The organism is Paracoccus zhejiangensis (assembly GCF_002847445.1).
Taxonomy (GTDB): Bacteria; Pseudomonadota; Alphaproteobacteria; order Rhodobacterales; family Rhodobacteraceae; genus Paracoccus; species Paracoccus zhejiangensis.
The window spans coordinates 1,719,051-1,744,157 of sequence record NZ_CP025430.1 but is presented as its reverse complement, the minus strand read 5'-3'; the positions used below and the strand labels follow the sequence as shown (position 1 = coordinate 1,744,157).

Here is a 25,107-nt window from a genome sequence, read left to right as displayed (position 1 = left end):
GATCCAAGCAAGAAGAGGCCATCATGGCGTCGCGCCTGTCCGCATCGGGATGTCTCGCCGCATGGGAAACCGGCGCCGGGCGAAGCCCGCTGGACCGGGCGCTGGCGATGCTCTGGGCCGCCGAGGATGACCAGCCTTTCGCAGGCGATCCGGCCGACCTGCCGCTGGCCGAGCGGGATCGGCGCCTTCTGGCGCTCTGGTGCGGCAGTTTCGGCCCCTCCATGGCGGGGCGTGCAAGCTGTCCGGATTGCGGGGCGGAGTTGGAGCTGGATCTGGAGGCGAGCGCGCTGGCCGCGCTGTTGCCTGACGAGCCGGGGCAGGGGCTGCGCCCGATCAGCAGCCGGGATCTGGCTGCCGTGGCGGAGCTTTCCCCCGAGCGGGTCGCGGCGGGCCTGCGTGACCGCATCGCCGGGCCGGGGCTCACCGGCACTGCAGCTGCCGAGGCCGAGCGCGCCATCGCCGAGGCCGCCGAACGCGCCGAGCTGTGCATCCGCCTGACCTGCGCCGCCTGCGCCCGCGAATGGACCGAGATTCTGGACCTGCCGCACTTCCTCTGGGCGCGGGTCGAGACCTCGGCTTTGGCGCTGATCGGTCAGGTCGCCACCCTCGCCGCCGCCTATGGCTGGGCCGAGCGTGACATCCTCGCCCTCAGCCCCGCGCGGCGGCTGGCCTACCTGCAACGGGCAGTCGGGCCATGAGCGGGATTTTACAGCGGCTGGTCGGGCGGGCGACCGGGGCCGAAACACCGGGCCTGCGCCCACGCCTGCCGGGGAGGTTCGAAGGCGGCGCTGGCGAGCTGGGTTTTCGCGAAGTCGCCGACGAGGTGGTCGCGCCGCAGATTCCTGACGCAAAGCAGGCTGAGGAAGTCCCGGCAGAGGGACAAGGCCGCCCTTCCGCACCCGCAGAACCCGCCGCCTCGCCAATCCGCCCTGCGCCGCTTCTTCCCCCGGCTCACGCCCCATCACAGCCGCGCGTCGCCGCAGCAGAGCCCGCCACCGCCGAGCCTCCTGCCATCGCCGGTCACGCGCCCGCCGCACCGCTTGAGGCCGCAGAGCCCCGCGTTTCGACTGTGACCCCATCCCTCGCACCCGATCCGATACGCTCCGCGCCGCCGCCGCTTCTGCCGGTCCAGCCCCATGAACGCCTCGAACAGGCCATCACCACCCGTCTTGTCGAGCACACGCCCGCGCACCCGCATTCCGTCCCGCTGCAACTCACCGAGGCCGCCCCGGAACCCGAGATCACCATCCATATCGGCCGGCTCGACATCCGCTCGGACACCCCGGCGCCCCGGCCGGCTTCCCGCGCACCGCAACAACCCAGCCTGCCCAGCCTCGCCGATTACCTGCGCGGGGGGCGAAGATGAGCAATGTCCTCGCCATCGCCGCCGTCACGCAGCTCTTGAAGGATCTGCTGAACGACACGCTGATCAACGGCGATGTCTCGACCGCGCTTGGTGCCGATTTCACCGTCACCGCGCTGCCGCTCGACCGGGTGGTGACCGAGACCGGCGACCAGCCGACGCAGCTGAACCTGTTCCTCTATGGCGTGGCGCCCAATCCGGCGCTGCGCAATGCCGACCTGCCGACGCGGGGGCGCGACGGCACGCTGAAGCGGCGGCCGACCCTGGCGCTCGACCTGAACTATCTTCTGACCGCGCTCTCGGGCGAGGAGCTTCATGCCGAGATCCTTCTGGGCTATGCGATGCAGCTGTTCCACGAACAGCCGATCCTTGCCCGCGAGACCATCCGCGCGGCGTTGGCCGCCGCCGCCATCGACCAGATCCTGCCGCAGCAGTTCGACCCGATCCGCGCCTCCGAGCTGGCCGACCAGATCGAGCTTCTGAAGATCACCCCGCGCCCGCTGTCGCTGGATGACATGTCCAAGCTCTGGACCGCCTTTCAGGCCAGTTACCGCACCTCGGTCGCCTATGATGTGAGCCTTGTGCTGATCGAGCGCGAGCTGCCGGTGCGGGTGCCGTTGCCGGTGCTGTCGCGCGGCGGGCTGTCTGATCCCCTGACCGGGCGCGATCCCGGGGTGCTGGTGCGGCCGAGCCTGCTCGGCTCGGCGCCGGTCATGACCGCAGCGCGCGCAGGTGACGGCCATCCGGTGATGCGCCTTGGCGGGCGGGTCGAGATCACCGGGCTGCAACTGGATGGCGGGCAGGGGGCCGAGGTCACGGTCCGCTTCTTGGAACCGGGCGGCGGGCGAGTGCTGGCACTGGCACCCGAGATGCCGGTGGCGCCTGACCGCCTGCTGGTTCGGCTGCCCGCCACCACGCCGCTTGGCGCGGGCAATCCTGCGCTTGGGACAGCAAGCGATCCGGCAAGCTGGCGGGTCGGGCCCTATCTGGTCGATGTGCTGATCCGCCAGCCGGGCGGGCGCGAGATGGTCTCGAACGCGCTGCCGCTGGCGCTGGCACCGGCCTCGACGCCTTCGGTCGTCGCCGCCGCGCCGGGGGTGGACCTGACCCTGACCTGCGCCCCGCCGATCCGGGCGGGGCAGAGCCTTGCGATCCTTGCCGGGCAGGCCATGGCGGTGCTGTCTACGCCCGCCGCGCCGATCACCACAGCCAGCGCGCATTTCGACGGGCTGGCCTCGGGCAGCGAGGTGCCGGTGCGACTGCGCGTCGATGGCATCGACAGCCCGGTGATCGACCTGTCCGCCACGCCGCCCCGGCTCATCACGGTGACCATCCCATGACCGCCGGCATCAAGCAAACGCCCGAGATCCGCCTTGCCCTGCAGCGCCAGGGTCTGGACGAGGTGCTTGACCAGATCGCCCTGCATCTGGAGGCGCCGGCCTCGGATGAGGCGCGGGGTTTCGGTCCGATGCCCGAGGTCTCGGCGCTGACCATGCTGGGCCGCATCTTCGGCCTCGATGGCAGCGAGCAGTCCTTGCTGGCAATGGCAGCGGGGCAAGACCTGTCGCCCCGGATCGGCGCGGCGCTGGTAGGGCTGACGGCGACGGGGGTGATCGACACCGAGTTCTGCGTCCGAATCTTCGGTGCCGGTGCCTGGGACATGCTGTCACCGGGCGCGCCGCTGCGCCGCTGGCGGCTGATCGACAGCTTTGGCAATGGACCGCTGCGCCAACGCCCGCTGCGGATCGACGAGCGCATCCTGCATTTCCTTCTGGGCAGCAGCTATCTCGACCCGCGGCTCGACGGGCTTTTGCGCGTGCTGCCCCCCGCCAGCCTGCCCGCCGAAGGGGCAGTGGCCGATCTGGCGGAACGGATCGTGGTGGCTTGGGCCGGGGAAACGCTGCCGCCCGTCCTCTTGCTCGGTGGTCGCGACCGGGCGGGCAAGCGCGTGGCCTTGGCCGAGGCGGCGGCGCGGCTGGGGGTGCTGGCGCTTCTGGTCAGCGCCGATGACCTGGCTGGGCGCGAGGCGTTGGCAACCCTGCTCGACCGGGAACTGGCGCTGTCGGGTGCCGTTCTGCTGATCGAGGCCGGGCCGGATCAGGGTCGCGCCGCCGCGCGACTGGCCGACCAGATCACCGGCCCGACGCTTATTTCTGCCGATGACCCATTGCCCCCCGACCGTGACCCGCGCCTGCGGTTGGACCTCGATCCGCCCGCCGTCCCGGCCCGCGCCGCGCTGTGGCGGCAGGCGCTGGGGGACAATGCCGAGAATGCCGATCTCTCGCGGCTCGCCACGCAATTTGCACTGGATGCCGGGGGGATCGCCGCCGCCGTCGCCGAGGCCGGGGCGGACGCGGATTTCGGTTCGAGCCTCTGGCAGTCGGCACGGCGGCAGGGGCGGCGGGCGCTGGACGGGCTGGCCACGCGCATCGACAGCCGTGCGGTCTGGGCCGATCTGGTGCTGCCCGCCGATCAGATCGAGACGCTGAAGGACCTCGCCCGGCATCTCGGCCAGCAATGGCGGGTCAATCAGGACTGGGGCTGGGCGGCGAAGGGCGCGCGGGGGCTGGGTACGGCGGTGCTGTTCGCCGGGCCATCGGGCACCGGCAAGACGCTGGCCGCCGAGGTGCTGGCGGGAGAGCTGTCACTGGACCTCTATCGCATCGACCTGAGCCAGGTGGTCAGCAAGTATATCGGCGAGACCGAGAAGAACCTTGCCCGCATCTTCGACGCCGCGGAGGCCAGTGGGGCGATCCTGCTTTTCGACGAGGCCGATGCGCTTTTCGGCAAGCGCTCCGAGGTCAAGGACAGCCATGACCGCTATGCCAATGTCGAGGTCAGTTACCTGCTGCAGAAGATGGAGGCCTATCGCGGGCTGGCGATCCTGACGACGAACCAGAAATCGGCGCTGGACCCGGCCTTCCTGCGCCGGCTGCGCCATGTGGTCAGCTTTCCCTTCCCCGATGTCGAGGCGCGGGCGGCGATCTGGCAGGGGGTGTTCCCGCCCGAGACGCCGACTGCGGGCCTTGATCCGGCGGCGCTGGCCCGGCTGAACCTGTCGGGCGGCTCGATCCGCTCGGTCGCGCTGAATGCGGCCTATCTGGCGGCGGGCGAGGATCAACCCGTCACCATGCGGCATGTCCAGCGCGCGGCGCGGCGGGAATATGCCAAGCTGGAAAAACCCTTCACCGCCGCCGAACAGGGGGTGTTCAGATGACGCGGATCACGCTTCGCATCGACCGGATCGTGACTGATGGGCCGGGGCTTGACCGCGCCGCGCTGGAACGGGCGATCAGGGCCGAACTGACACGGACGGCTGTGACGGGCGGGGCAGGGGCCTTTGGCGCGGGTCGCGCGCGTCCGCTCGTCTCCGCCACCCTGCAGAAAGGCGGCGGGCCGCTGACCGCGCAGGTAGCGGCGGCTGTGGCCACGGCGGTGACGCCATGAGGGCTCATGCCGCCGTTACAGCTGACACCAGCCCCGCCGTGATCCGCCGGTCCTGCGCCTGTCACGCCAAGACCGCGAGCGATGATCTCTGCCCCGACTGCGCCGCCAAGGCCGCCGGGGTGCAGCCCCGTCTGGCGATCGGTCCGGTCGATGATCCGTTTGAGCGCGAGGCCGATGCCATGGCCGAGGCCGTGGTGGCCGGGCGGCCGGCGCCCGCGCTGAACCATGGCGTCGGCCCGGCGCTTCAACCCAAGGCCATCGCTACACCACATCAGTCCGCAGCCCCCGCCGCTGCCGGGGCGGTGGCGCAGGGCGGCAGGCCGCTGTCGCCCGCCGAGCGCGGTTTTTTCGAGCCGCGCTTTGGCCGCGATTTCGGCCATGTCCGGCTGCACACCGATGCGGCGGCGGGGCAGGCGGCGCGGGCGATCGGCGCGCGGGCCTATACGCTGAAAAACCACATCGCCTTCGGCGCCGGCGAGTTCGCCCCCGCCACCCGCGAGGGGCGCCAGCTGATGGCGCACGAGCTGACCCATACGCTGCAGCAATCCGGGGCAACCCTGCGGCGCTTGCCAATCGATTTGCTGGCCGACCAGCCCTTTGAAGGCTCGGTCGATCAGGGCTTCGGCATGGCGGGACCGGGCGGCGGACAGAAACAACCCGGCAGGCTGATCATGACCTATGCCGAGGCGCGGGCGCTGATGGAGTGCCAGAAGGTCATGGGCTTTGACGACATCGCCAAGGCGGAATGCGCCGCGACCGTGCTGGGCGTGCCGGTGCCCGAATGGAAGACCGTGCCGGGGATTTCCTCGCCGGTGCCGTTCCGCGCCGGGGTCGCCGCCACCGGCGAAGCGACGACGAAGATCGGCACGGTCAACCTGACGATCCTTCCCGACACCACCTCATCCGACCCGGCCATGGCCAACGGCGCCAAGACCGACATCAACCTTTCGCCGCTGCCGGCGGGCATGAATTTCGTTGACTGGGTGCTCTCACCGCGCGGCACGATCAGCAGCTTTACCTTCAATCAGGATGTCTTCTCGATGAGCATCCAGACCACCTATGGTCCGGGGGCAAGCACTGGCGGCACCTCGGGCTATGGCCGCGGCACCACCACCGAGGACAAGGCCTCGAGCGGGACCAGCACCCTCGGCTTTCACGAGGGCGAGCATGGCCGGGATTTCATCACCCATCTGCAGAACAACCCCTATCCGGTCTTCGCCGGCAAGACCGGGCAGGCGGTCGCAACCTTCAGCACCCATGCAACCAATTTCAGCAATGCCATCACCGCCTATATCAAGACGATGGTCCGGATCTCGGAATTGCGCACCGATTGCGCCGGCAAGTCTATCGACACCAGCAATGCCGAGAAGGGCAAGGTGACCACCATGTGCGTCCGCAAGCCGGGCGATCCGACGCCATGAGGTGATGATGAGCGGGTTGTCCTCCTCTCCCAGACTGATCCGTGCCGGCCTTGTGCTGATGGCGCCGGATACGGGCGCGGTCAGCCGCATCATCGCGCTGCAATACGCGCCCGAGACGCTGACCCGCGAGGTCAAGGCGCAGGCCATCGCCGACGGCCAGAACCGCTCGCAGGCCCTGCGCCTGACCGGGCCGGCCAGCGAGACGATCAGCCTCGATGCGGTGATCGACGCCACCGACCAGCTGGAATTTCCCGACCGCAATCCCGATGCCGCGCGGCTGGGCATTTTTCCGGCACTGGCGGCGCTGGAGACGCTGCTTTACCCTACGTCAGCCCAGCTTGAACGGCAGAAGGCGCAGGGGGCGGCGGGCAGCTTCGAGATCACCCCGGCCGAGACGCCCTTGGCCCTGTTCGTCTGGTCGGCGCAGCGAATCGTGCCGGTCCGGCTCGACAGTCTGCAGATCACCGAGGAGTTCTTTGACCCGAACCTGAACCCGATCCGGGCCAAGCTGTCCTTGTCGATGAAGGTGCTCTCGGTCGATGATCTGGGCTTCACCCATCGCGGCTCGGGACTGTTCATGGCCTATCTGCAGGCCAAGGAGCAACTGGCCGCCAAGGCGCAGGCCGGCACGCTGGATGCGCTTGGCGCGGGAGGTTTGCGGTGAAGAACCCGATCCAGGCGATGTACGAGGCGGGCGTGGTCGAGGCCACGGATTTCCCCGCCGACAGCCGCTATCACGGCATCCCGACACGCAGCTTCACCGCCCCCGACGGGCGGCAGTTTCCCTATCTCGCCCGCCGCTTCGCCCCACCGCCCGAGGTCTTTGCCACCATCGGCTGGCGGCAGCTGGCCGAGGGCGAGCGGCTGGACCAGATCGCGGCAGAGACCATCGGCAACCCCGAGGCCTTCTGGCTCATCTGCGACGCCAACCGCGCGCTCTGGCCCGAGGATCTGGCCGCCGCCGGAACCGAGCTGCGCCTGACCCTGCCCGCCGGCGTCCCCGCGCCCGAGGAGGAGTGATGATAAAGGGCATCGACCTCACCGTCCTTTTCGGACCCGGCGTCCCGCTTCCCGCGCCCCGCGCGGTGATCGAGGCGCTGCAATCGGTGAAGATCGAGGAGAACTCGGGCGAGGTGCAATCGGGGTTCGAACTGGTCTTCGCGCTGGAGAAAAACTCTCCGCTGAACACGCTGTTCCTGCTGGCGGGCGGTGCGGCGTTGCCGATCCTCAGGGTGGCGCTGGTGGCGACGATGAACGGGCAGGCCATCTCGCTGATGAACGGCGTCGTCACCAAGGCCGATCTCGCCCCCGGCGCGGGCGGCGCGCCCGCCACGCTGTCGGTGAAGGGCAAGGACCTGACCGCGACGATGGAGACCTTCGACTTCTCGGGCCTGCCCTATCCGGCCATGCCGCCCTTTGCCCGGGTGGCGCTGGTGCTGGCGAAATATGCGTGGCTGGGGGTGATCCCGCAGGTGATCCCCAGCATGGAAAGCGCGCCTTTGCCGACCGAGAAGATCCCCCGGCATCAGGACAGCGATCTGGCCTATATCCGGGCCTTGGCGGCCGAGGCGGGCTATACCTTCTTCCTGAAGCCCGGACCTGCGCCCGCGACCAGCTTTGCCTATTGGGGTCCCGAGATTCGCATCGGCGAGGTGCAGCCGGCGCTGACCGTCGACAGCGGCTTTGCCACCAATTGCGACGAGCTGTCCTTCTCGTTCGACAAGTCCGAATTCGAGATCCCCATCGTGTTCATCCAGAACCCGCAGACCAAGGCGCCGATCCCGATTCCCATCCCCTCGGCCATCCCCTTCTTGCCGCCCCTGGGGCTGGTGCCGCCCTTGCCACCCAAGATCAACCGGATGAAGGACACCGCGCGGCTGAACCCGTTCGAGGCGGTGGCACGCGGTTTCGCCCGCGCGGCGCAGCGGAGTGACGCGGTGCGGGGGCAGGGCTCGATCGACGTGGTCCGCTATGGCCGCATCCTTCGCGCGCGCAACCTCGTGGGGGTGCGCGGGGCCGGCATGGCCTTTGACGGCATCCATTACATCGACAGCGTCACGCATGACCTGTCGCGCGGCAGCTACACGCAGAAATTCACCCTGAAACGCAGCGGGCTTCTGCCCTCCAGCCCTTCGGTGGCGGTATGACCGAACAATACTTCGGCAAATTCCGCGGCACGGTCATCAACAACATCGACCCGATGATGGTCGGCCGGATTCAGGCGATGGTGCCCGATGTCAGCTCGGTGGCGCTGACCAGCTGGGCGATGCCCTGCTTTCCGATGTCGGGCATCCAGACCGGGGTGCTGGCGGTGCCGCCGATCGGCGCCGGGGTCTGGGTCGAGTTCGAGCGCGGTGATCCCGATTACCCGGTCTGGACCGGCTGTTTCTATGGCACCGTGGCCGAGGTTCCGGCGCTGCACCAGCTGACCCCGCCGGGGCTCAGCGCGGTGACCATCCAGACCATGCTGCAGAACGGCATCACCGTCACTGACCTGCCGGGACCGACCGGCGGCATCGTCATCAAGACCGCGACCGGCGCCTCGCTGATCGTGAACGACACCGGCATCTACATCCAGAACGGCAAGGGCGCCTCGATCATCATGACCGGCCCGACGGTCACGGTGAACAATGGCGCGCTGGTGGTGATCTGAAGAGGAAGGGAGAGAGCGATGAGCGGACCCATACTGCATCTCGGCGCAACCGTCATGTGTTCGCATGGCGGGCAGGCCCTGCCGACCACGCCCTCGGCGCGGGTGCTGCTGTCTGGCCAGCCGGCGGTGGCGCAGAGCTCGGTCTGGACCGTGGCCGGCTGCCCCTTCGTGCCCTCGGCGGGCAATGGCCCCTGCGTGACCGCCACTTATGTCGTCGCCGCGACAAGGGTGCTGATCGAGGGCGCGCCCGCCGTGCTGATGTCGTCTACCTCCGTCTGCACGCCCACCGGCACGCCGCTGGTGCCGGTGCAGGCGCAGACCCGCGTGATCGGGATCTAGGCCATGCAGCTTGATTTCCCCTATCATTTCGACGGCAGCCAGCGAACCTCGGGCACGTCCGAGGCCGACCATATCCGCGACCTGATCGAGCAGATCCTGTTCACCAATCCGGGCGAGCGGGTGAACCGCCCTGATTTCGGCGCCGGCATCTATCGCCTGCTGTTCGCGCCAGTCAGCCCCGAACAGGCCGCGACCACCGAATTCGTCATCCGCGCGGCGCTGCAGCAGCATCTGGGGCGGCGGATCGAGGTGACCGAGATCCGGGCCGAGGCCGTGGATGCCGCCATCCTCATCACCATCACCTATCGCCTGTTGCGGAGCGGGGCCGAGGCCTCGGCCAGCTTCCGGCTGGGGGATGGGTCATGATCCATCACAGCTGCGATCCCCGCCGCCGCGAACGGGTGCTGACCCGGATCGGCGAGGGCATGGCGATCAACGGCATCGATTTCCTCGAGGTGCTGGACCGCGAGGCCCCTTCGGACACCCCGGCGCAGCGCACGCTGCTGCTGCGGTTTCTCGATGCCGCCCCGGCGCTGACGCTGGACAATTTCGAACTCTCGGGCGGCGAGCGGATCGCCGATGTGACGCTTCTTTGGGTCACCCGCGCCGATGCCCCCGACGCCACCCTGGCCGAGCCGGGGCTGATCGGCTGGCTGGCGACTCTGCCCGACCCGGCGCAGGTGCTGGTGCTGCGCACAAGCTCCTCGGGTGATTTCTCGCCCTATCTCCTGCGGCTGGTCGCCTCGCCCGGCGCGCTCAGCCCGCCGGCGGGGATCGACCGGGTGCTGTCCGAGGTCAGTTTCTCGTTCAAGGTCGAATGCCCCGCCGATTTCGACTGCGCCCCCGCCGAGATCTGCCCCGAGGAGGTGCCCGAGGCGCCCGCGCTCAGCTATCTGGCCAAGGATTACCAGTCCTTCCGACGGCTGATGCTGGGACGGATGGCGCAGATCATGCCCGACTGGCGCGAACGCTCGCCCGCCGATCTGGGCATCACGCTGGTCGAGGCGCTGGCCTATACCGCCGATCGCCTCTCCTATGCGCAGGACGCGGTGGCGACGGAAGCCTATCTGGCCACGGCAAGGCTGCGCAGCTCGGTAAAGAAGCTGGCGCGGCTGGTCGATTACCGGATGCATGACGGCGCCAATGCGCGGGTCTGGATTCAGGCGGCGACCGGCGTGGATGGGATCACGGTTCCAACCGGCACGCGCTTCCTGACCCGGCTGCCGGGCTTTCCGCCGGTGGTTGTGTCGGGCAATGCCGAACGCGATGCGCTGAACCTGCGCCCCACAGTCTTCGAGGCGCTGCACGACAAGGCGCTGCACCCGTCGCTGAACGCGATGGCCTTCCACGAGTGGTCCGATGCGGAATGCTGCCTTCCCAAGGGCGCGACGCGGGCGACGCTGGCCGGGGACATCCCCGATCTCGTCGTGGGCGATGTGCTCATCTTCGAGGAGCGTCTGGGGCCGCGAACCGGTCGCGCCGCCGATGCCAACCCCGCGATCCGTCACGCGCTGCGGTTGACGGCGGTCGAGGCCGGGTTGACCGACGATCTGGAAGGCGCGCCCATCACCGAGATCCGTTGGGCCGAAGAGGATGCGTTGCCCTTTCCCTTCTGCCTCTCGGCGCGGCTGGACGAGGCGGCAGGCGGCGGCTTGCAGCGCGGGATCAGCCATGCGCTTGGCAACATCCTTCTGGCCGATCACGGGCAAAGCGTGACGGGCGAGGATCTGGGCCGCGTCCCGGCGCCGCATCTGCATCTGATCCCCGAAGGCTCGGATGCCCCTTGTGATCATCCCCAGCCGGTCGCCGTGCCGCCCCGCTATCGCCCCCGCCTTGCCGAAGGGCCGGTCAGTCAGGTCGCCCCCTTCGATGCTGCTGCGCCTTCGGCCTTTGCCGCCACCAACCTGTCGCTTGGCGCGCGCCAGCCTGCGGTCCGGCTGCTCTCGGGTCAGGCCCCCGCACAAGAGCTTTGGTCGGCTCAGCCCGACCTGTTGCAATCGCTGCCCGAGGACCGGCATTTCACCGTCGAGACCGAGGCCGATGGCAGCGCCCGGCTGCGTTTTGGCGATGACCAGAACGGCCGCCGCCCGGCCAGCGGCACCGGTTTCGCCGCGACCTATCGCGTCGGCAATGGCCGGCGCGGCAATGTCGGTGCCGATGCCATCGCCCATGTGCTGACCGGCTTCAGCCAGATCACCGGCATCCGCAACCCGCTGCCGGCCAGCGGCGGCATTGATCCCGAAGGGATGGAGGCGGCGCGGCAAGCCGCCCCCTTCGCCTATCGCCGGCAGGAGCGCGCGGTGACCGAGGCCGATTACGCGGCGATGGCCGAGCGTCACCGCGACGTGCAGCGCGCCGCCGCGACCTTTCGCTGGAATGGCCATGGGCACACCGTCTTCGTCACCGTCGACCGCTTCGGCAATCGGCCCGTCACGCCGGAATTCGAGGCCGAGCTGCGCGAGGATCTGAACGGGCTGCGCATGGCCGGCTATGATCTCGAGATCGACGCCCCGCGCTTCGTCGCGCTGGAGATCGCGCTGTTCGTCTGCACCCATCCCGAGCATTTCCGCACACAGGTCCGGCAGGATGTGCTGCGCGCGCTGTCGGCCACGCGCAATCCCGATGGATCGACGGGCTTCTTTCATCCCGATGCGCTCAGCTTCGGCACCCCGGTCCATCTCAGCGCGATCTATGCGCGGGTCATGGCGATCGAAGGCGTCACCTCGGTCAAGGCCACGCTGTTCCGGCGCCGGGGCACGACCACCACCGTGCCGCTACAGGATGGTGTCCTGACCTTTGGAAGGCTCGAGATCGCCCGGTTGGAGAATGACCGCAACTTCCCCGAGCGCGGTTCGCTCGAGGTGACGATGGGAGGCGGGAAATGAGTCAGGCACCGATCCGCATCGGCCATCCCGACCTGCCGCTGGGGGATGGCTGCGGCTGCTGCGATGGCACCGAGCTGTCGACGCTGCGCCCGACCGAGAACCGCCCGAACCTGACCGCGATTGCCTTCCGCGTCGGCGATCATGCCAGCTTCAAGTCCTCGATGCTGACCGGCCTTGCCTCGGCGGCCCACCCGGCGCTGGCGGGGCTGGGCACGCGCGCGGATGATGATTTCTCGATCGCGCTGATCGATGCCTGGGCCGCGGCCTGCGACGTGCTGACCTTCTACCAAGAGCGGCTGGCGAACGAGGCCTATCTGGGCAGCGCGACCGAGCGGCTGTCGGTCGCGGAACTGGGCCGGCTGACCGGCTATCGCCTGCATCCGGGCGCCTCGGCCGAGACCGATCTGGTGATCCTGATGGAGGACCCGCCGGGCGCCCCCCCGGATGTGACCGATCTTCTGGTTCCCGCCGGGACGCGGGTGCAGTCACAGCCGGGGCCGGAGGAGGTGGCGCAGACCTTCGAGACGATGGACGATCTCGACACCCGCGTCGCCTGGAACCGCCTCACCCCGCGCCTCTCGCGTCCGCGCCTGCCGCGAAACGGCGACAGCGCGGCATGGGTTGTGGGCCTGCCGTCGCTGGCGGTGGGCGATGTGATCCTCTTCGTCTCGCGCGAAAGGGGCGACCCTGCCTTTGCCGGGTTCGACGATGATTCCCCGCTCTGGGACCTGCGCCGGATCACCGGGGTCGAGCCGGCACGCGACGGCAGCCGCACCCGGATCACCTGGAACGCGGCGCTGGACAGTGTCGACAGCGGGCCTGACGGGCCAACGCCGGGGCTGGTGCTGCACCACTTGCGCGACCGGGCGGCGCTTTTCGGTTTCAACGCTCCGCATCCTCTGGTGCTGACCGCCGACCAGCGGGCGGGTTTCGGCTATGCTGACGCGCCCATCGCCACCTCGCCCTCGACCATCGGCGGCAGCGCGGCGGCGCCGGGGGATTGGGTCTTTGCCTTCTCGGGGACCACCCGCATCCATCTGGATAATCTCTACAAGACCTTCCTGCCGGGGGGCTGGATGGTGCTCGACAGCCCGAACGGCGTGACCCAGCCGTTCCGCATCAGTGCCACCCGCGATGACAGCCGCGCCGCCTTCGCCATCTCGGGCAAGGCGCAGCGCGTCGACACGGATACCAATGGCTCGAACCTCGCGCTGATGCTGCCCAGTTATCGCGGCATCGCAGCCTATGGTGGCAGCGCCGAGATCGCGCTGGCCGAGACGCCAGAGACGGTCTGGATCACCGGCAGCGAGATCGAGCTGTCGAACCGGGTCGATGACCTGCCTGAGGGCCGGCGGCTGATCGTCCGGGGCCGGCGTGCCGTGTTGGAACTGGTCCTGCAAACGCTTGCCATCAGCTATGACGACGGCGGGATAGGGCAGCTTTTGCGCGGGGACCGCATCACGCTGATGGACGGACCCACGCCCGCGAACCTCTGGCCGGTCCGCGACGGCGAGTGGCGCAGCGGCTGGGTGATCGCCGAAGAGACCGCCTTCCGCATCATTCCCGCCCCCGAGGATGCAGAGATGCTGGCGATCCCGGTGCTGCTGCGCGAGGGGCAGGCGAGCGATGCCAGCCATTCCACATTGATCCTCGAGGACGCGCTGGGTGCCGCGCTCGACCGGGCTTCGGTGGTGATCCATGCCAATGTCGCCCGTGCCGCCCATGGCGAGGGCAGCGTGGAAATCCTTGGCGGCGGCGATCCTGCGCGCCCGTTTCAGAAATTTCTGCTGAAACAGGCACCGGTCAGCCAGCGTCAGGCCCCGACCGAGACCGGCGTGGCCAGCACCCTGACCCTGAGGGTCGACGGGGTGAAATGGGACGAGGCGTCCGATCTCTACCAGCGGGGCGCAACGGCGCGGGTCTATCGGACCTCGCTGACCGACACGGGCGAAACGGTGGTGGAATTCGGCGATGGGGTGTCGGGCGCGCGTCCTCCGGCTGGCCGCGACAATATTCAGGCCGAATATTCGCGCGGGCTTGGCGCGGCGGGGAACCTGCGCGCCGGGCAGTTGAAGCTGCCGCTGGACCGCCCGCTGGGGCTGAAGGAAACCGACAATCCGCTGCCGGCGACGGGCGGGGTCGATGCCGAAACCGCCAGCGACGCGCGGCGCAATGCGCCCTTGCACACGCTGACCTTGGGCCGGGTGGTGTCGCTGACCGATTACCGCGACTTCGCACTGGGCTTTCCCGGCATCGCCAAGGCCGAGGCGCGCTGGATCTGGCAGGGCGATCTGAGGCGCATCGTGGTGACGGTGGCGGGCGAGGGCGGCAAGACCATCCCGCCCGGCTCTGCCCCCCATGCGAACCTGCTGGCGGCCTTCCGGGCGCTTGGCGATCCGCTGGTCTCGGTCGATCTGCTCAGCTATGCGCCGGCAAGTTTCCGGCTGGGGCTGCGGGTCAAGATCGATCCGGCCCATGACAGCGACACGGTTCTGGCCGCGACCGAGGCGCATCTGCGTGACGCTTTCGCCTTCGCCGCGCGCGATTTCGCCCAATCGGTCCAGCTGAGCGAGGTGGCGCAGGCCGCCCATCAGGTCGCCGGGGTCGCGGCCATCGATGTCGATCTGCTCTACCGCAACGCCGCGCCCCAGACCGCCGCCATCGCCCATGACCGGCTGGTCTCGCTTGGTGGGCGGAGCGGACCGGGCGGGGGGCTGCTGCCGGCCGAGATCCTGACACTGGATCCCGCCCCGCTGGCCAAGCTGGAGATCATGGCATGAACCGGATCACGCCCGAGGCGCTGTATACCCTGCTGCCCGCCATCCACCGGCTGCGCGATGCCGGCGAGGGCGAACCGCTTCGCGCGCTGATGGCGGTGCTGGCCCGCGAGGGGGCGGTGGTCGAGGAAAACATCGAACAGCTGCTCGACAACCTCTTCATCGAGACCTGTGCGGACTGGGCCGCGCCCTATATCGGCCAGACCGTCGGCTATCGGGCGCTCTACCAGATCGAAGGCAGCGATGTCGGCACACGCGCCGAGGTCGCCAATACCATCGCCTATCGCCGCCGCAAGGGCACGGCGGCGGTGCTCGAGGCGCTGGCCCGCGACGTGACCGGCTGGCCCGCCCATGTGGTCGAGTATTTCCAGACCACGGCGACCTGCCAGCGCATAAATCATGTCCGGCCCGATCACCCGTTTGCCCCTGACCTGCGCGACCCCCTGCCGCTCGAGCCGGTGGAACGGGCGTTCGACCGGGTGACGCAACTGGCCGACATGCGCTCGATCCAGCAGGTGCCGCCGCGCCGGTCCAGCGGCGGCCGGCACGGCTTCCCGAATATCGGCCTGTTCCTCTGGCGGCTGATCCCGATGGCGCAAACCCGCGTGCCGGCGACGCGGGTGGACAGTCGGCGCTGGCGCTTCGATCCGCTCGGCGCCGACCGGCAGCTGGTGAACCTGCCCGCGCCCGAGGCCGGGATCGGTTCGATCTCGCGCCCCGAACATGTGCCGGGGGCGATCACAAGACGGATGCTCGATGCCGATCCAGCCCTGTGGTATCCCCGCGCCTTCCAGATCTTCGTCGATGACGTGGCGGTGCCGGTGGCGCTGATCAAGGCCTGTGACCTCTCGGATGATGGAGCCGGCTGGAACCATCCGCCCCATGCGGGCGCACGGGTCCGCGTCGACCCGATGCTGGGCCGGATCGCCTTTCCCGCCGATCAGGCCGGACGCATCACCGCCTCGTTCCATCTGGGCTTTCCGGGCCGGATCGGCGGCGGGGAATATAATCGCGCCGCCACCCTGACCATTGACCCGGGGCAGGCGATCTTTCCCTGCCCGACGATCGAATTTCCGACAGTGCAAAGCGCCCTCGACGCCGCAGCCCCGCTTGGCGGCATTGTCGAGATCACCACATCGGACATCTTTGCCGAGAACATCACCTTGACCGCCACGGCGGGGACCGAGCTGATCCTGCGCGCCGCCAATGGCCAGCGCCCGATCCTGCGGCCCGCGCAGCCGGTGGCGGTGTCGGGTGGTGAGGATGCGCGGATCATTCTTGACGGGCTGGTCATCGACGGCCAGCCGGTCGAGATTGCGCCGAATGGCGACGGCGCCTCGCCGGCCTCGGTCACGCTGCGCCACCTGACGCTGATCCCCGGCCTGTCCTTCACCGCGACGGGCGACCCCGCCAGCCCCGGCGCGACGAGCCTCATGGTGACGACCACAGGGGTCGAACTGCTGCTGGATAAGGTCATCACCGGCCCGCTGCGTCTGGACCAGACCACCAATGCCACGATCCGCGACAGCATCGTCACCGCGGCCGCCCTGCCGGCACGCGACAGTGCCGAGGGGCTGGCCATCGCCGGACCGGCGGGCGAGGGCGATCCGGGCGCTGCGCTGACCATCATCGCCTCGACCGTGCTGGGCCGCATCCTCGCGCGCAGCTTCCCGCTGGTCTCGGACTCGATCCTGCAGGCCCGCACCACCGACGGAAGCCCGCCCATCCGCGCCATCCGGCGCCAGCAGGGCTGCATGCGGTTCTCCTTCGTCCCCGAGGGCTCGATCACCCCCCGCCGCTATCGCTGCCAGCCGCAGCTGGCCATCGACAGCGCCATTGCCTTGGCCGAGGAGGCCGCCGGCGGTCCGATCCCGGCAGCGGCGCGCGCGCTGATCCGCACCCGCATCCGCCGCAGCCTGCGCCCCGGCTTCGAGGCGCAATCCGCGTCCCATCCCGCTTTCTGCCAGTTGCGCCGCGCCACGCCCGCCGAGATCCGCATGGGCGCCTCGGACGAGGGCGAGATGGGCGCATGGCACCTGATTGCCGCCCCGCATCGCGAGGCGAACCTGCGGATCCGGCTTGAGGAATACCTGCGCTTCGGACTGGAAGCCGGGATCTTCTTCGAGACATGACAGTGAAGGAGTGAGCCGATGAGTGGCGACTATAGCCGGGACAGTTTCGACGCGCTGCGCAGCTTTGCCGGCGTTTTCCTGCAGCAGGGTCGCGCGGTTCTGGACAGCGACTGGAACGAGATGGTCGCCATTTTCGAGCGCCGCATCCGGGCCGAGACGGTCGACATCATCGGCCGCGCCGTGGTGCCGCGCGAAACAGAACAGGCGTTCGAAATCTCGCTGACGCCCGGCGGAATGCAGTTCGGGCGGGGCCGGATCTATGTCGACGGGCTGCTGGCCGAACATTTCGGAACCGCCGATTTCGATGGCAGCGATCCGGCCCGTCCGGCGCCGGTCTTTGATCGCGGGCGAATCGAAGCGGGCCGGGCCGAGGGTGTGCTGGACGAAATGATCTCGCCCGCCGCCGGCGATCTGACCAACTATCTCGAACAACCCTTCTGGCCGACGCCGACGCCCCTGCCGCAGGGCGGGGGGCCGCATCTGGTCTATCTGGCGGTCTGGAACCGCGAGGTGACGCCGACCGAAAACCCGGCGCTTCTGGAGCCGGCGCTGGGGGGGCTGGACAGCACGACCCGCTGGCAGACCGTCTGGCAGGTGCGGGTGCTGCCGAATGTGGGCGCCAATGCGACCTGCCAGACGCCGGGGGGCGAGCTGCCGGGCTGGGTCGCGATCACCGCGCCCTCGACCGCGCGGCTGACCACGGCGACCATCGATATCGACGAGCCGGAAAACCCCTGCCTGGTGCCGCCGACCGATGGCTATACCGGTCTGGAAAACCAGCTGTACCGGATCGAGATCCATGCCCCGCTGAACGCCAATGGCGATCCCGCCGCGCAGACCAGCTGGGGCTTCAAGTTCAGCCGCGAGAATGCCTCGGTCCGGGCTGCGGTCAAGGCCATCGCCGGTGATGGCGAAAGCCTGACGGTCAGCCGGATCGGGCGCGATCAGGTGCTGCGCTTCGCGCCCGGCGACTGGGTCGAGCTGACCGACGACCGCCGCGAGTTCAACCACCTCTCCGGCCAGATGCTGCGCGTGGCCGAGGTCGATGCCGAGACGCGCGAGATCAGCTTTGAAACCACCATCGCCGCCGATCTGCGGCCGGGGGGCGTGGGCGAGGACACGCTGGCGGCGCGGCATACAAGGCTGATCCGATGGGATCAGCAGGGCATCATCCGGCGCGCCAATGGCACGCAATGGGTCGATCTGGACGCTGCCGGATCCAATGGGCTGATCCCGGTGCCGCCTGCCGGGACCGTGCTGGTGCTGGAGAGCGGCATCACCGTCAGCTTCTCGACCGCCGCCGGGCCGGGGCGATTCCGGGCGATGGATCACTGGCGCTTTGCCGCCCGCACCGCCGGCACCCAGATCGAGATCCTGCGCGCCGCCCCGCCCGAGGGGGTGCAGCGCCATCACGCGAGACTGGCGATGATCCGCCCCGCCGCCACGGGCGCAGGGGGGCAGGTGCTCGACTGCCGCACCCTCTGGCCGCCGCTGATGCAGGGCGGGGACGAGTGCTGCGCCTGCACCGTCTGCGTCACTGCCGAGAGCCATAACTCCGGCGCGCTGACCATCCAGCAGGCCATCGATCAGGTGGGCGGTAATGGCGGCACGGTCTGCCTCGAGGCCGGGCAATACCGGCTGGCCGAGCCGGTGCGGATCATCGGCCGACGGGCGATCACGCTGCAGGGGCAGGGGCTGGGCACCCAGCTTCTCTATCAGGGGGCGGGCGGAGCCATTCAGGTGACCGGCTCGGTGGACATCCAGCTCGAGCGGTTCACCGTCTTCGCGGTGCCAGCGGATGGCGGGGTGCCGGTGCATGGCATCGCGGCGCAGAACTGCGCGCTGCTGGCGCTGCGCCGGCTCGCCGTGCTGGTCATCGGGCCGAACCCCGAGGACAGCTTTGCCTTTGGCATCGCGCTGGACGGGATGCAGATCGGCTGCAAGATCGAGGAATGCCTTGTCATCGCGCCCCATGCGCTTGGCTCGCGCTCCTCGTTCCTGCGCGAGACCGACGACCCGCCGCCCTTCGCCGCCTTTGCCGAGTTGCGGGTGCTGGACTCGATCCTTTTCGGCGCGCGTGCTGGCGTGCTGATCGACCGCGCCGCGCTGAATCTGGCCAGCGCGATCCTCTCGCGCAATCTGGTGCTGTCGCGGGGCAGCGGCGTTCGGGTCAACTGGGTCGAGCTTCCGGCGGCGGGGCTGTCCATCGACGCCTCGACGGTGATCGCGGATGCCACGGCGATCAGCCTTTCCGCCGGGACCATGCGGGTCACCGATTGCGAGATCTCGGGCGGGGATGAGGCGGGGGACGGCATCATCCTGACGCCCAACATCCTGCCGCAGATCCGCACGTCGGGGCAGATCATCGGCAATACCATCTTCGACCTTGCCGGGGCGGGCATCCGGATCGCGGGCGCGCATGACACCCTTTTCATCAAGCGCAACATGATCCGCGACACCGGACAGGCGGGCATCGTCACGGATCCGGCGGCGACCGTGCGGCATCTGGCGGTGGACAACAATTCCATCCAGCGGATCGGGTTGAATACCGGCGCGAGCGCCATCGGCATCGGCCTCACCTCGGTCGAGACCGCGCAGGTGGTCGGCAATTCGGTCCGAACGGTCGGCAATGCCGGTGGCAATGGTCAGATTCATCTGGGCATCGGGGTGCAAGGCGTCGGAAGCGTCGATATCGGCTCGAATGTTCTGTCCGAGATCGGCGGTGGGCAGGTGGAAAGCCGGGCGGTCGGCATCCTCGGCATGGCGCCCTATCTGGGGCTGGTGCTGGGGGGGAACCGGATCTTCGGCGATGCCGAACAGGGTGAGGGCCGGTCGGACTGGCGTGCGATCCGCGTGGGCCAGCTGATCGAGGATGCCGATCTTGACCGGGGCGATCCCGGCGTGGCGGCCAACGGCTTTCCCGGCGCGCTGCCGCAGGCGGGCGGGGGCGACTATGCCTATGTCAATGTCGCGGGCAACAGCTGGGCGGCCTCCGCCAGCCATTTCGCCGTCTTCCAGCCGGTGCGCGCGGGGCAAGTCTCGGCCAGCGCCAATCAGATGCGCTGTGGCCAGCAGGTAACCGGGGCGATCGTGTCGATGGTCGAGCCGCACGGCGCGCTGTCCTTCGCCGGCAACCAGTGCGAGTTGCAGTCGCAGAGCGGGCTGCGCGAGGTGGTGATGCTGGCCGCGCCGCGCGTCTCGGCGCAGGGGAACACCGTCACCCATGTCTCGGACAAGATCTCGCTGCACATCCTGACCGGACGCACCGGTGCCGCCACCCCGGTCGGCAATATCGTCTCGTCCATGGTCGAACTGCGCCCGAACGGGCTGAAACCGCCCTTCGACGCGCTGAACATCAAGGTCTGAGGAAAGGAACGTGCCATGTCGACACGCATCGCAAAGCTGGGCCGCGAACGCACCATCGCCACCCTGGTCAAGCGGGTTTACGAGATCCCCGAAGGGGCCACGCCTGATCTGCTGCGCCGGGCCGAGGCGCAGCTTCTGGCCGCCAATCCAAGGCTGGCGACAGCCGAGGGTTTCGCCTCGGGTGCCAGCATCCTGGTGCCGGCGGTTCGAGGGCTGAAGCGACTTGGCCCCAAGGCCGAGGCAGAGGTTTCGGGCGAGGGGCTCACCGGCGAGATGGCGGCGCGGCTCGAGGCGTTGCAAAGCCGGATCGACGACGCGCTGCACCGCGCCGCGCTGACCCGCCGCGAGACGCAGGAGCGGCTGGGGGACCGCGCCTTCGTGGCCGAGGCGCGCAAGGCCCTGCCGCAAGTGACGGAATTCATGTCCGCCGCCAAGGCCCGGCTGGCCCGCGAGGAGGCCGAGGAGGGCGAGACCGCCGAACGGCTGAAGGCGGCGGTCTCGGGCGCGCTGGAAGGGCTGAAGCAGCTTGATGCGCTGATGCGCCGGGGCTGAGGCCCGCGCTCAGATCAGCCCGTCGCGCACCGCCTTGACCACCGCCGTCATGGTGTTGCGGCTGCCCAGCTTCTTCTGCGCCCCGGACAGCCGCAGCTTCAGCGCCGAGACACTGATATCCAGCTTCTCGCTGGCCTCGGCATGGGTCAGCCCGTCGCGCATCAGCCGAAGCGCCTCGATTTCCTTCTCGGACAGCGCGACATGGCTGCGGGCGAAAAGATGCGCCCAGAGGTCCAGCTTGACCCCCAGCATCGCCATCTCGGCATCGGTGAATTCACGGTCGGGACGGGCCATGGACATGAAGGACCGCTTGCGGTCGACCTTGGCCACGAAGGTCGCGCCATAGCGCAGCCCGTATTTCGCCGCCTCGCTCATCACGTCGAAGGGATCGGGGATGCTGACCTCGGACCAGCGGGTCTTGCCGATCCGCGCCATCGTCCAGATCGCCAGCGGGTCGCGGAAGAAGTAGTTGTCCTCTTCGTACTTCTGCGTCCATTTCGCCGGATAGCGGTTGATGATCAGGTCTGGGCGACCGAATCGCAAACCGAAACCCATGAAATAGCCCGATGGCGCGAGCAGGGCGATCTCGGCAAGTTCCTGCTCGTGGTTCGGGATAATCGCTTCCAACATCTTCCAATACCGTTCTTGCGGGCCGCAACCCGTGGTGTCTGGCCAATGAGACTGGCTAATCAGACAGGTGTCTGTCAATTGCAAATTGTATGGGATACGGTCAATTTACCGCAACGAAAGCGCGGACCATTGGGGGTGTTATGGAATCCATATCTGACAGGGTGACCGTTGGCTATTTGCCGCTAGTCGCGAAAGCAGACTTTACCATCGACATGGTCAGGAACCTGCTTTTGATGTTCGAGGTTCGCGAAAGCGATAATCCCGTCACCATAGAGCTTCGAGAATGGGGCGTATGGGCGGTTACGGCAGAGGGTGTGCGGCTATTTATCGGTGCAACCAAGGAAATGCCCAATCATGCTGCTCGAGAAACACTTCCCAATTGAATGGAAACAGAACCCAGGCCTTTCTCCTGAATATAGCGTCAAGATCGTCAGAATCCCGGATGATATTTCATCCTGGCATTTGGTTCATGACTATCTGAAATTGCGAAAACAGGTATTTGTCGATCGGCTGGAATGGCCGCTCTTTTATGCCGATGATGTCGAATTCGAGCAATATGATTCGCTCGACACGACTTATGTGATTTGTCTCGAGGGCGACGAGGTCATCGGCGGGGCGCGGTTGCGCCGGACCGACCATTACAGCGGGCATGGCAGCCTGCGCTATTCCTACATGATCCGCGATGCCTGCCTGGGTCATCTGCCGGGCCTGCCGGACGATCTGTGCGACGAGGTACCGCCGTCCGATTCGCGGACCTGGGAGCTGACGCGGATGATCGTGAACGGTCCGAAATCGCTGACCGAGCGGGTGCTGGAAGAGGTGAACCTGTTCCTGCTGAGCGAGGGGGCGACGACCTGCCTGTTCCTCGGCTCGCCCGCCTTCCTGCGCATGGCCCGCCGGCTCAGCTGGCCGGCACAGCCGCTGGGGCCGGTCTGCGGCAATGCCGATGGCCGCTTCCAGGTGATCGAGGTGCCGGTGCGTCCGCTGGCGACCCCGGTTCATCCGCATCTGGCCGAGACGCGACTGAGGCCTGTCCCGGTCTCCTGACGGGGCCATGATCCATGCGCGGCCCTGTCGGCCTCGCGCCTATCCTATCTGGTTTGTGCCGAGTTTAGGCCCGCCCCTTACCGGGCGGGCTATTTCTTGGCGCCGATGCGGGGCTCGGTTCCGTCCAGCAGGCGCGCGATATTGGCCTTGTGGCGGATGAAGATCAGCACCGTCATGAACAGCGCCGCGGCCATCAGCTGCGGTTTCCCCAGAGCCCAGGCATAGACCGGCGCCATCGCCGCCGAGATCAGCGCCGAGAGCGAGCTGATCCGGGCGATCAGCGCCACCAGGGCCCAGGTGGCGCAGCACATCAGCCCCACCCGCCAGTCAAGCGCGATCAGCGTGCCAAGGAAGGTGGCCATGCCCTTACCGCCGTTGAAGCCCAGCCAGACCGGGAAGCAATGGCCCAGAAAGGCCGCCGCGCCCGCGACCAGCGCGGCGCTCTCGCCGGCGAAATGGCGCGCCAACAGCACAGCGATGGCGCCCTTGCCGGCATCCAGCAGCAGCGTCGCCAGCGCCGCCGGCTTGTTGCCGGTGCGCAGCACATTGGTTGCGCCGATATTGCCCGAGCCGATCTGGCGCAGGTCGCCAAAGCCAAGGGCGCGGGTGATGACCAGCCCGAAGGGCACGGACCCCAGCAGATAGCCCAGCACCGCCCAGATCAGAATGCTCATCCAAAGACCCTTTCGCCTGCCACCCAGGTGCCGAGCACCTTGCCCTGCATCCGGGCGCCGTCAAAGGGGGTATTCTTCGATTTCGAAAGAAGCGCGAAACGGTCCAGCACGAAGGGCGCATCCGGGTCGAACAGCACCAGATCGGCGGGCGCGCCGACAGCCAGCCGTCCGGCCTCCAGCCCCAGCCGCCGCGCCGGGTTCAGCGACATGGCGCGCCACAGTTCCGGCAGCGCCAGCCCGCCCTGATGGTAAAGCCGCATCGCCGCCGGCAGCAGCGTCTGCAGGCCCACCGCGCCGGGGGCCGCGACCTCGAAGGGCAGGCGCTTGCTTTCCTCGTCCTGCGGCGTGTGGAAGCTGGCGATCACGTCGATCTCGCCCTCGGCCACGGCCTCGACCATGGCCAGCCGGTCATCCTCGGACCGGAGCGGCGGGGTGAAGCGGAAGAAGGTGCGGTAATCACCCACGTCGAATTCGTTCAGCGTCAGGTGGTGGATCGAGGTGCCGGCGGTCACATCGAGCCCGGCGGCCCGCGCCCGGCGCAGGGCGGGCAGGGCCGCCGCCGTGGTGATCTGGTCGGCATGCCAGCGGCAGCCGGTCATCGCCACCAGCGCCAGATCGCGATCGAGCCCCATCACCTCGGCCATGGGCGAGACGGCGGGGATGCCATAGAGCGAGGCGAACTTGCCGCTGGTCGCCGCCGCGCCCTTGGACAGGCTCGGATCCTGCGGATGGCCGACGATCAGCGCGCCGACGCCCTTGGCATAGCTCATGCAGCGCCCCAGAAGCTTGCTGTCACCCACGACCCGCACGCCATCGGTAAAGGCCACGGCACCGGCATCGGTCAGGAAGCCGATCTCGACCATCTCGCGCCCCTCGCGGCCCTTGGTCAGGGCGGCCATGTGGCGGATGTTCACCGGCGCTGCCGAGGCGCGGCGGGCGACGAATTCCAGGTCCTCGGGCGTGTCGATCGGCGGCAGCGTGTCGGGCCGCACGATCATCGTCGTCACCCCGCCCGCCGCAGCCGCCAGCCCGGCGCTGCGAAAGCTCTCCTTGTGCCGCTCGCCCGGCTCGCCGATCTTGACGCCCCAGTCGACGATCCCCGGCGCCAGCGCCCGGCCGTTGCAGTCGATGACGGTGGCCCCCGCCGGGGCCTCGCCGTCGCGGGCGACGATCCGGCCCTCCTCAACGGTCAGCGAGCCGCTGGCGTCAGATTGTGCCTCGGGGTCGATCAGGCGGGCATTCTGGAAGTGGATCATCTGGGTACCTCTGTTTGCCCGGTGCGCATGGTCCTTGCGGTCTGGATGGCGGCGAAAAGCTCTCGCTGCACCGTCTCGGGAATCTTGCGGATCAGGGTCCTGCCACGTGCCTGCGGCGGCTCGATGCGCAGATTGCCGTATTGGATCACCATGGGACCTTCACGCAGCGAGAAAGACTCGATCGATCCATCCCAATCGAGGCGCAGCAGCCGGGTCGGGGTCAGCAGGTAGCTGCGATAGGAGTTGAACCTGTTGTCGTTCAAACCCGACAGCAGGTCACGGACAAGGGGGTGATTGCCGAAGCCGAACAATTTCATCACCGCCAGGAATATCGTGACAACGGCCAATCCGGCCCAGAACCCGCCTCCGCGGCAGCGCCGCTCGAGGCAGTAATCCGAGCCGTAATTCAGCCAGACCGCAAATCCCGCGATCGCCAGCAAGACGGCGAGATGTGTCCAGCTGAAGAGTTCCCGGCGGACCGGCGGCGTACGATCATGCTGGCCGTCGGCGGACCAGCGCCAGAGGATGGGTTCGTTCACGGCGAAACTGTCGCCCGGCAACTCAC

The 25,107-nt window shown here is 68.4% G+C and carries 23 protein-coding genes; 19 read left to right on the top strand and 4 right to left on the bottom strand.

Features of this window, described 5'->3' with window-relative positions:
* The first annotated feature begins 23 nt into the window (after positions 1-23).
* The 17 genes from CX676_RS08585 to CX676_RS08505 are packed head-to-tail and all read left to right on the top strand — an operon-like array spanning position 24 to position 20,935.
* A complete protein-coding gene (locus tag CX676_RS08585) occupies positions 24-698 on the top strand; it encodes a hypothetical protein (RefSeq protein ID WP_101752241.1) in 675 nt (224 codons plus the stop codon).
* Positions 695-1,366, top strand: a complete 672-nt coding sequence (locus tag CX676_RS22525; protein WP_157935884.1) for a hypothetical protein — start codon at positions 695-697, stop codon at positions 1,364-1,366. Before CX676_RS08585 ends, CX676_RS22525 begins: the two co-directional genes overlap by 4 nt.
* Entirely contained in the window at positions 1,363-2,703 is a 1,341-nt protein-coding gene (locus CX676_RS08575; RefSeq protein ID WP_101752239.1) for a DUF4255 domain-containing protein, read from the top strand. Before CX676_RS22525 ends, CX676_RS08575 begins: the two co-directional genes overlap by 4 nt.
* On the top strand, positions 2,700-4,580 hold the full coding sequence (locus tag CX676_RS08570) for an ATP-binding protein (protein WP_101752238.1): 1,881 nt from the start codon (positions 2,700-2,702) through the stop codon (positions 4,578-4,580). The genes CX676_RS08575 and CX676_RS08570 overlap by 4 nt, the downstream gene beginning before the upstream one ends.
* A complete protein-coding gene (locus tag CX676_RS08565) occupies positions 4,577-4,810 on the top strand; it encodes a hypothetical protein (RefSeq protein ID WP_101752237.1) in 234 nt (77 codons plus the stop codon). The genes CX676_RS08570 and CX676_RS08565 overlap by 4 nt, the downstream gene beginning before the upstream one ends.
* Positions 4,807-6,231 (top strand): eCIS core domain-containing protein, encoded by a 1,425-nt coding sequence (locus CX676_RS08560; protein WP_101752236.1) that lies wholly within the window; start codon positions 4,807-4,809, stop codon positions 6,229-6,231. Before CX676_RS08565 ends, CX676_RS08560 begins: the two co-directional genes overlap by 4 nt.
* Before the next feature lie 7 nt (positions 6,232-6,238).
* On the top strand, positions 6,239-6,895 hold the full coding sequence (locus CX676_RS08555) for a hypothetical protein (protein WP_101754227.1): 657 nt from the start codon (positions 6,239-6,241) through the stop codon (positions 6,893-6,895).
* On the top strand, positions 6,892-7,251 hold the full coding sequence (locus tag CX676_RS08550; protein WP_198590307.1) for a hypothetical protein: 360 nt from the start codon (positions 6,892-6,894) through the stop codon (positions 7,249-7,251). Before CX676_RS08555 ends, CX676_RS08550 begins: the two co-directional genes overlap by 4 nt.
* Positions 7,251-8,378, top strand: a complete 1,128-nt coding sequence (locus CX676_RS08545) for a hypothetical protein (protein WP_101752235.1) — start codon at positions 7,251-7,253, stop codon at positions 8,376-8,378. The genes CX676_RS08550 and CX676_RS08545 overlap by 1 nt, the downstream gene beginning before the upstream one ends.
* On the top strand, positions 8,375-8,884 hold the full coding sequence (locus CX676_RS08540) for a phage baseplate assembly protein V (RefSeq protein ID WP_101752234.1): 510 nt from the start codon (positions 8,375-8,377) through the stop codon (positions 8,882-8,884). Before CX676_RS08545 ends, CX676_RS08540 begins: the two co-directional genes overlap by 4 nt.
* 18 nt (positions 8,885-8,902) lie before the next feature.
* Complete coding sequence (locus CX676_RS08535; RefSeq protein WP_101752233.1) at positions 8,903-9,223, top strand: hypothetical protein; 321 nt, start codon at positions 8,903-8,905, stop codon at positions 9,221-9,223.
* A 3-nt stretch (positions 9,224-9,226) separates the two neighbouring features.
* Positions 9,227-9,589 (top strand): GPW/gp25 family protein, encoded by a 363-nt coding sequence (locus tag CX676_RS08530; RefSeq protein WP_101752232.1) that lies wholly within the window; start codon positions 9,227-9,229, stop codon positions 9,587-9,589.
* Positions 9,586-12,108 (top strand): putative baseplate assembly protein, encoded by a 2,523-nt coding sequence (locus CX676_RS08525; protein WP_101752231.1) that lies wholly within the window; start codon positions 9,586-9,588, stop codon positions 12,106-12,108. Before CX676_RS08530 ends, CX676_RS08525 begins: the two co-directional genes overlap by 4 nt.
* Positions 12,105-14,888: a baseplate J/gp47 family protein gene (locus tag CX676_RS08520; RefSeq protein WP_101752230.1), complete on the top strand. Its 2,784-nt coding sequence runs from the start codon at positions 12,105-12,107 to the stop codon at positions 14,886-14,888. Before CX676_RS08525 ends, CX676_RS08520 begins: the two co-directional genes overlap by 4 nt.
* Positions 14,885-17,017 (top strand): hypothetical protein, encoded by a 2,133-nt coding sequence (locus tag CX676_RS08515; protein WP_101752229.1) that lies wholly within the window; start codon positions 14,885-14,887, stop codon positions 17,015-17,017. Before CX676_RS08520 ends, CX676_RS08515 begins: the two co-directional genes overlap by 4 nt.
* Positions 17,018-17,035: 18 nt before the next feature.
* On the top strand, positions 17,036-20,383 hold the full coding sequence (locus CX676_RS08510; RefSeq protein ID WP_101752228.1) for a DUF6519 domain-containing protein: 3,348 nt from the start codon (positions 17,036-17,038) through the stop codon (positions 20,381-20,383).
* Positions 20,384-20,398: 15 nt separating this feature from the next.
* The gene (locus tag CX676_RS08505) at positions 20,399-20,935 is read left to right on the top strand and encodes a hypothetical protein (RefSeq protein WP_101752227.1); all 537 of its coding nucleotides are present in this window, start codon (positions 20,399-20,401) and stop codon (positions 20,933-20,935) included.
* Positions 20,936-20,944: 9 nt separating this feature from the next.
* On the opposite strand, the gene CX676_RS08500 is transcribed toward CX676_RS08505, so the two are convergent.
* Complete coding sequence (locus CX676_RS08500) at positions 20,945-21,565, bottom strand: helix-turn-helix transcriptional regulator (protein ID WP_101752226.1); 621 nt, start codon at positions 21,563-21,565, stop codon at positions 20,945-20,947.
* Between the two features lie 161 nt (positions 21,566-21,726).
* Between CX676_RS08500 and CX676_RS22520 the strand changes: the two genes are divergently transcribed.
* Both CX676_RS22520 and CX676_RS08495 read left to right on the top strand, forming a co-directional pair.
* Positions 21,727-21,948, top strand: a complete 222-nt coding sequence (locus CX676_RS22520; protein WP_232816626.1) for a hypothetical protein — start codon at positions 21,727-21,729, stop codon at positions 21,946-21,948.
* A 100-nt stretch (positions 21,949-22,048) separates the two neighbouring features.
* Positions 22,049-22,612 carry an acyl-homoserine-lactone synthase gene (locus CX676_RS08495; RefSeq protein ID WP_157935882.1) on the top strand — a complete coding sequence of 188 codons (564 nt, stop codon included), beginning with the start codon at positions 22,049-22,051 and terminating at the stop codon, positions 22,610-22,612.
* An 89-nt stretch (positions 22,613-22,701) separates the two neighbouring features.
* Here the strand turns inward: CX676_RS08495 and plsY are convergent, their stop codons facing one another.
* From plsY to CX676_RS08480, 3 genes are read right to left on the bottom strand one after another with little or no spacing between them, the layout of a single operon-like run.
* Entirely contained in the window at positions 22,702-23,286 is a 585-nt protein-coding gene (gene plsY / locus CX676_RS08490) for a glycerol-3-phosphate 1-O-acyltransferase PlsY (protein ID WP_101752224.1), read from the bottom strand.
* Positions 23,283-24,542 carry a dihydroorotase gene (gene pyrC, locus CX676_RS08485; RefSeq protein ID WP_101752223.1) on the bottom strand — a complete coding sequence of 420 codons (1,260 nt, stop codon included), beginning with the start codon at positions 24,540-24,542 and terminating at the stop codon, positions 23,283-23,285. The genes plsY and pyrC overlap by 4 nt, the downstream gene beginning before the upstream one ends.
* Positions 24,539-25,102, bottom strand: a complete 564-nt coding sequence (locus CX676_RS08480) for a hypothetical protein (RefSeq protein WP_232816625.1) — start codon at positions 25,100-25,102, stop codon at positions 24,539-24,541. The genes pyrC and CX676_RS08480 overlap by 4 nt, the downstream gene beginning before the upstream one ends.
* Between the last annotated feature and the right edge of the window lie 5 nt (positions 25,103-25,107).

Bases quoted from the DNA above. Each gene is read 5' to 3' on its own strand.
- CX676_RS08585 (WP_101752241.1), top strand. From the start codon at position 24: ATGGCGTCGCGCCTGTCCGCATCGGGATGTCTCGCCGCATGGGAAACC.
- CX676_RS22525 (WP_157935884.1), top strand. From the start codon at position 695: ATGAGCGGGATTTTACAGCGGCTGGTCGGGCGGGCGACCGGGGCCGAA.
- CX676_RS08575 (WP_101752239.1), top strand. From the start codon at position 1,363: ATGAGCAATGTCCTCGCCATCGCCGCCGTCACGCAGCTCTTGAAGGAT.
- CX676_RS08570 (WP_101752238.1), top strand. From the start codon at position 2,700: ATGACCGCCGGCATCAAGCAAACGCCCGAGATCCGCCTTGCCCTGCAG.
- CX676_RS08565 (WP_101752237.1), top strand. From the start codon at position 4,577: ATGACGCGGATCACGCTTCGCATCGACCGGATCGTGACTGATGGGCCG.
- CX676_RS08560 (WP_101752236.1), top strand. From the start codon at position 4,807: ATGAGGGCTCATGCCGCCGTTACAGCTGACACCAGCCCCGCCGTGATC.
- CX676_RS08555 (WP_101754227.1), top strand. From the start codon at position 6,239: ATGAGCGGGTTGTCCTCCTCTCCCAGACTGATCCGTGCCGGCCTTGTG.
- CX676_RS08545 (WP_101752235.1), top strand. From the start codon at position 7,251: ATGATAAAGGGCATCGACCTCACCGTCCTTTTCGGACCCGGCGTCCCG.
- CX676_RS08540 (WP_101752234.1), top strand. From the start codon at position 8,375: ATGACCGAACAATACTTCGGCAAATTCCGCGGCACGGTCATCAACAAC.
- CX676_RS08535 (WP_101752233.1), top strand. From the start codon at position 8,903: ATGAGCGGACCCATACTGCATCTCGGCGCAACCGTCATGTGTTCGCAT.
- CX676_RS08530 (WP_101752232.1), top strand. From the start codon at position 9,227: ATGCAGCTTGATTTCCCCTATCATTTCGACGGCAGCCAGCGAACCTCG.
- CX676_RS08525 (WP_101752231.1), top strand. From the start codon at position 9,586: ATGATCCATCACAGCTGCGATCCCCGCCGCCGCGAACGGGTGCTGACC.
- CX676_RS08520 (WP_101752230.1), top strand. From the start codon at position 12,105: ATGAGTCAGGCACCGATCCGCATCGGCCATCCCGACCTGCCGCTGGGG.
- CX676_RS08515 (WP_101752229.1), top strand. From the start codon at position 14,885: ATGAACCGGATCACGCCCGAGGCGCTGTATACCCTGCTGCCCGCCATC.
- CX676_RS08510 (WP_101752228.1), top strand. From the start codon at position 17,036: ATGAGTGGCGACTATAGCCGGGACAGTTTCGACGCGCTGCGCAGCTTT.
- CX676_RS08505 (WP_101752227.1), top strand. From the start codon at position 20,399: ATGTCGACACGCATCGCAAAGCTGGGCCGCGAACGCACCATCGCCACC.
- CX676_RS08500 (WP_101752226.1), bottom strand. From the start codon at position 21,565: ATGTTGGAAGCGATTATCCCGAACCACGAGCAGGAACTTGCCGAGATC.
- plsY (WP_101752224.1), bottom strand. From the start codon at position 23,286: ATGAGCATTCTGATCTGGGCGGTGCTGGGCTATCTGCTGGGGTCCGTG.
- pyrC (WP_101752223.1), bottom strand. From the start codon at position 24,542: ATGATCCACTTCCAGAATGCCCGCCTGATCGACCCCGAGGCACAATCT.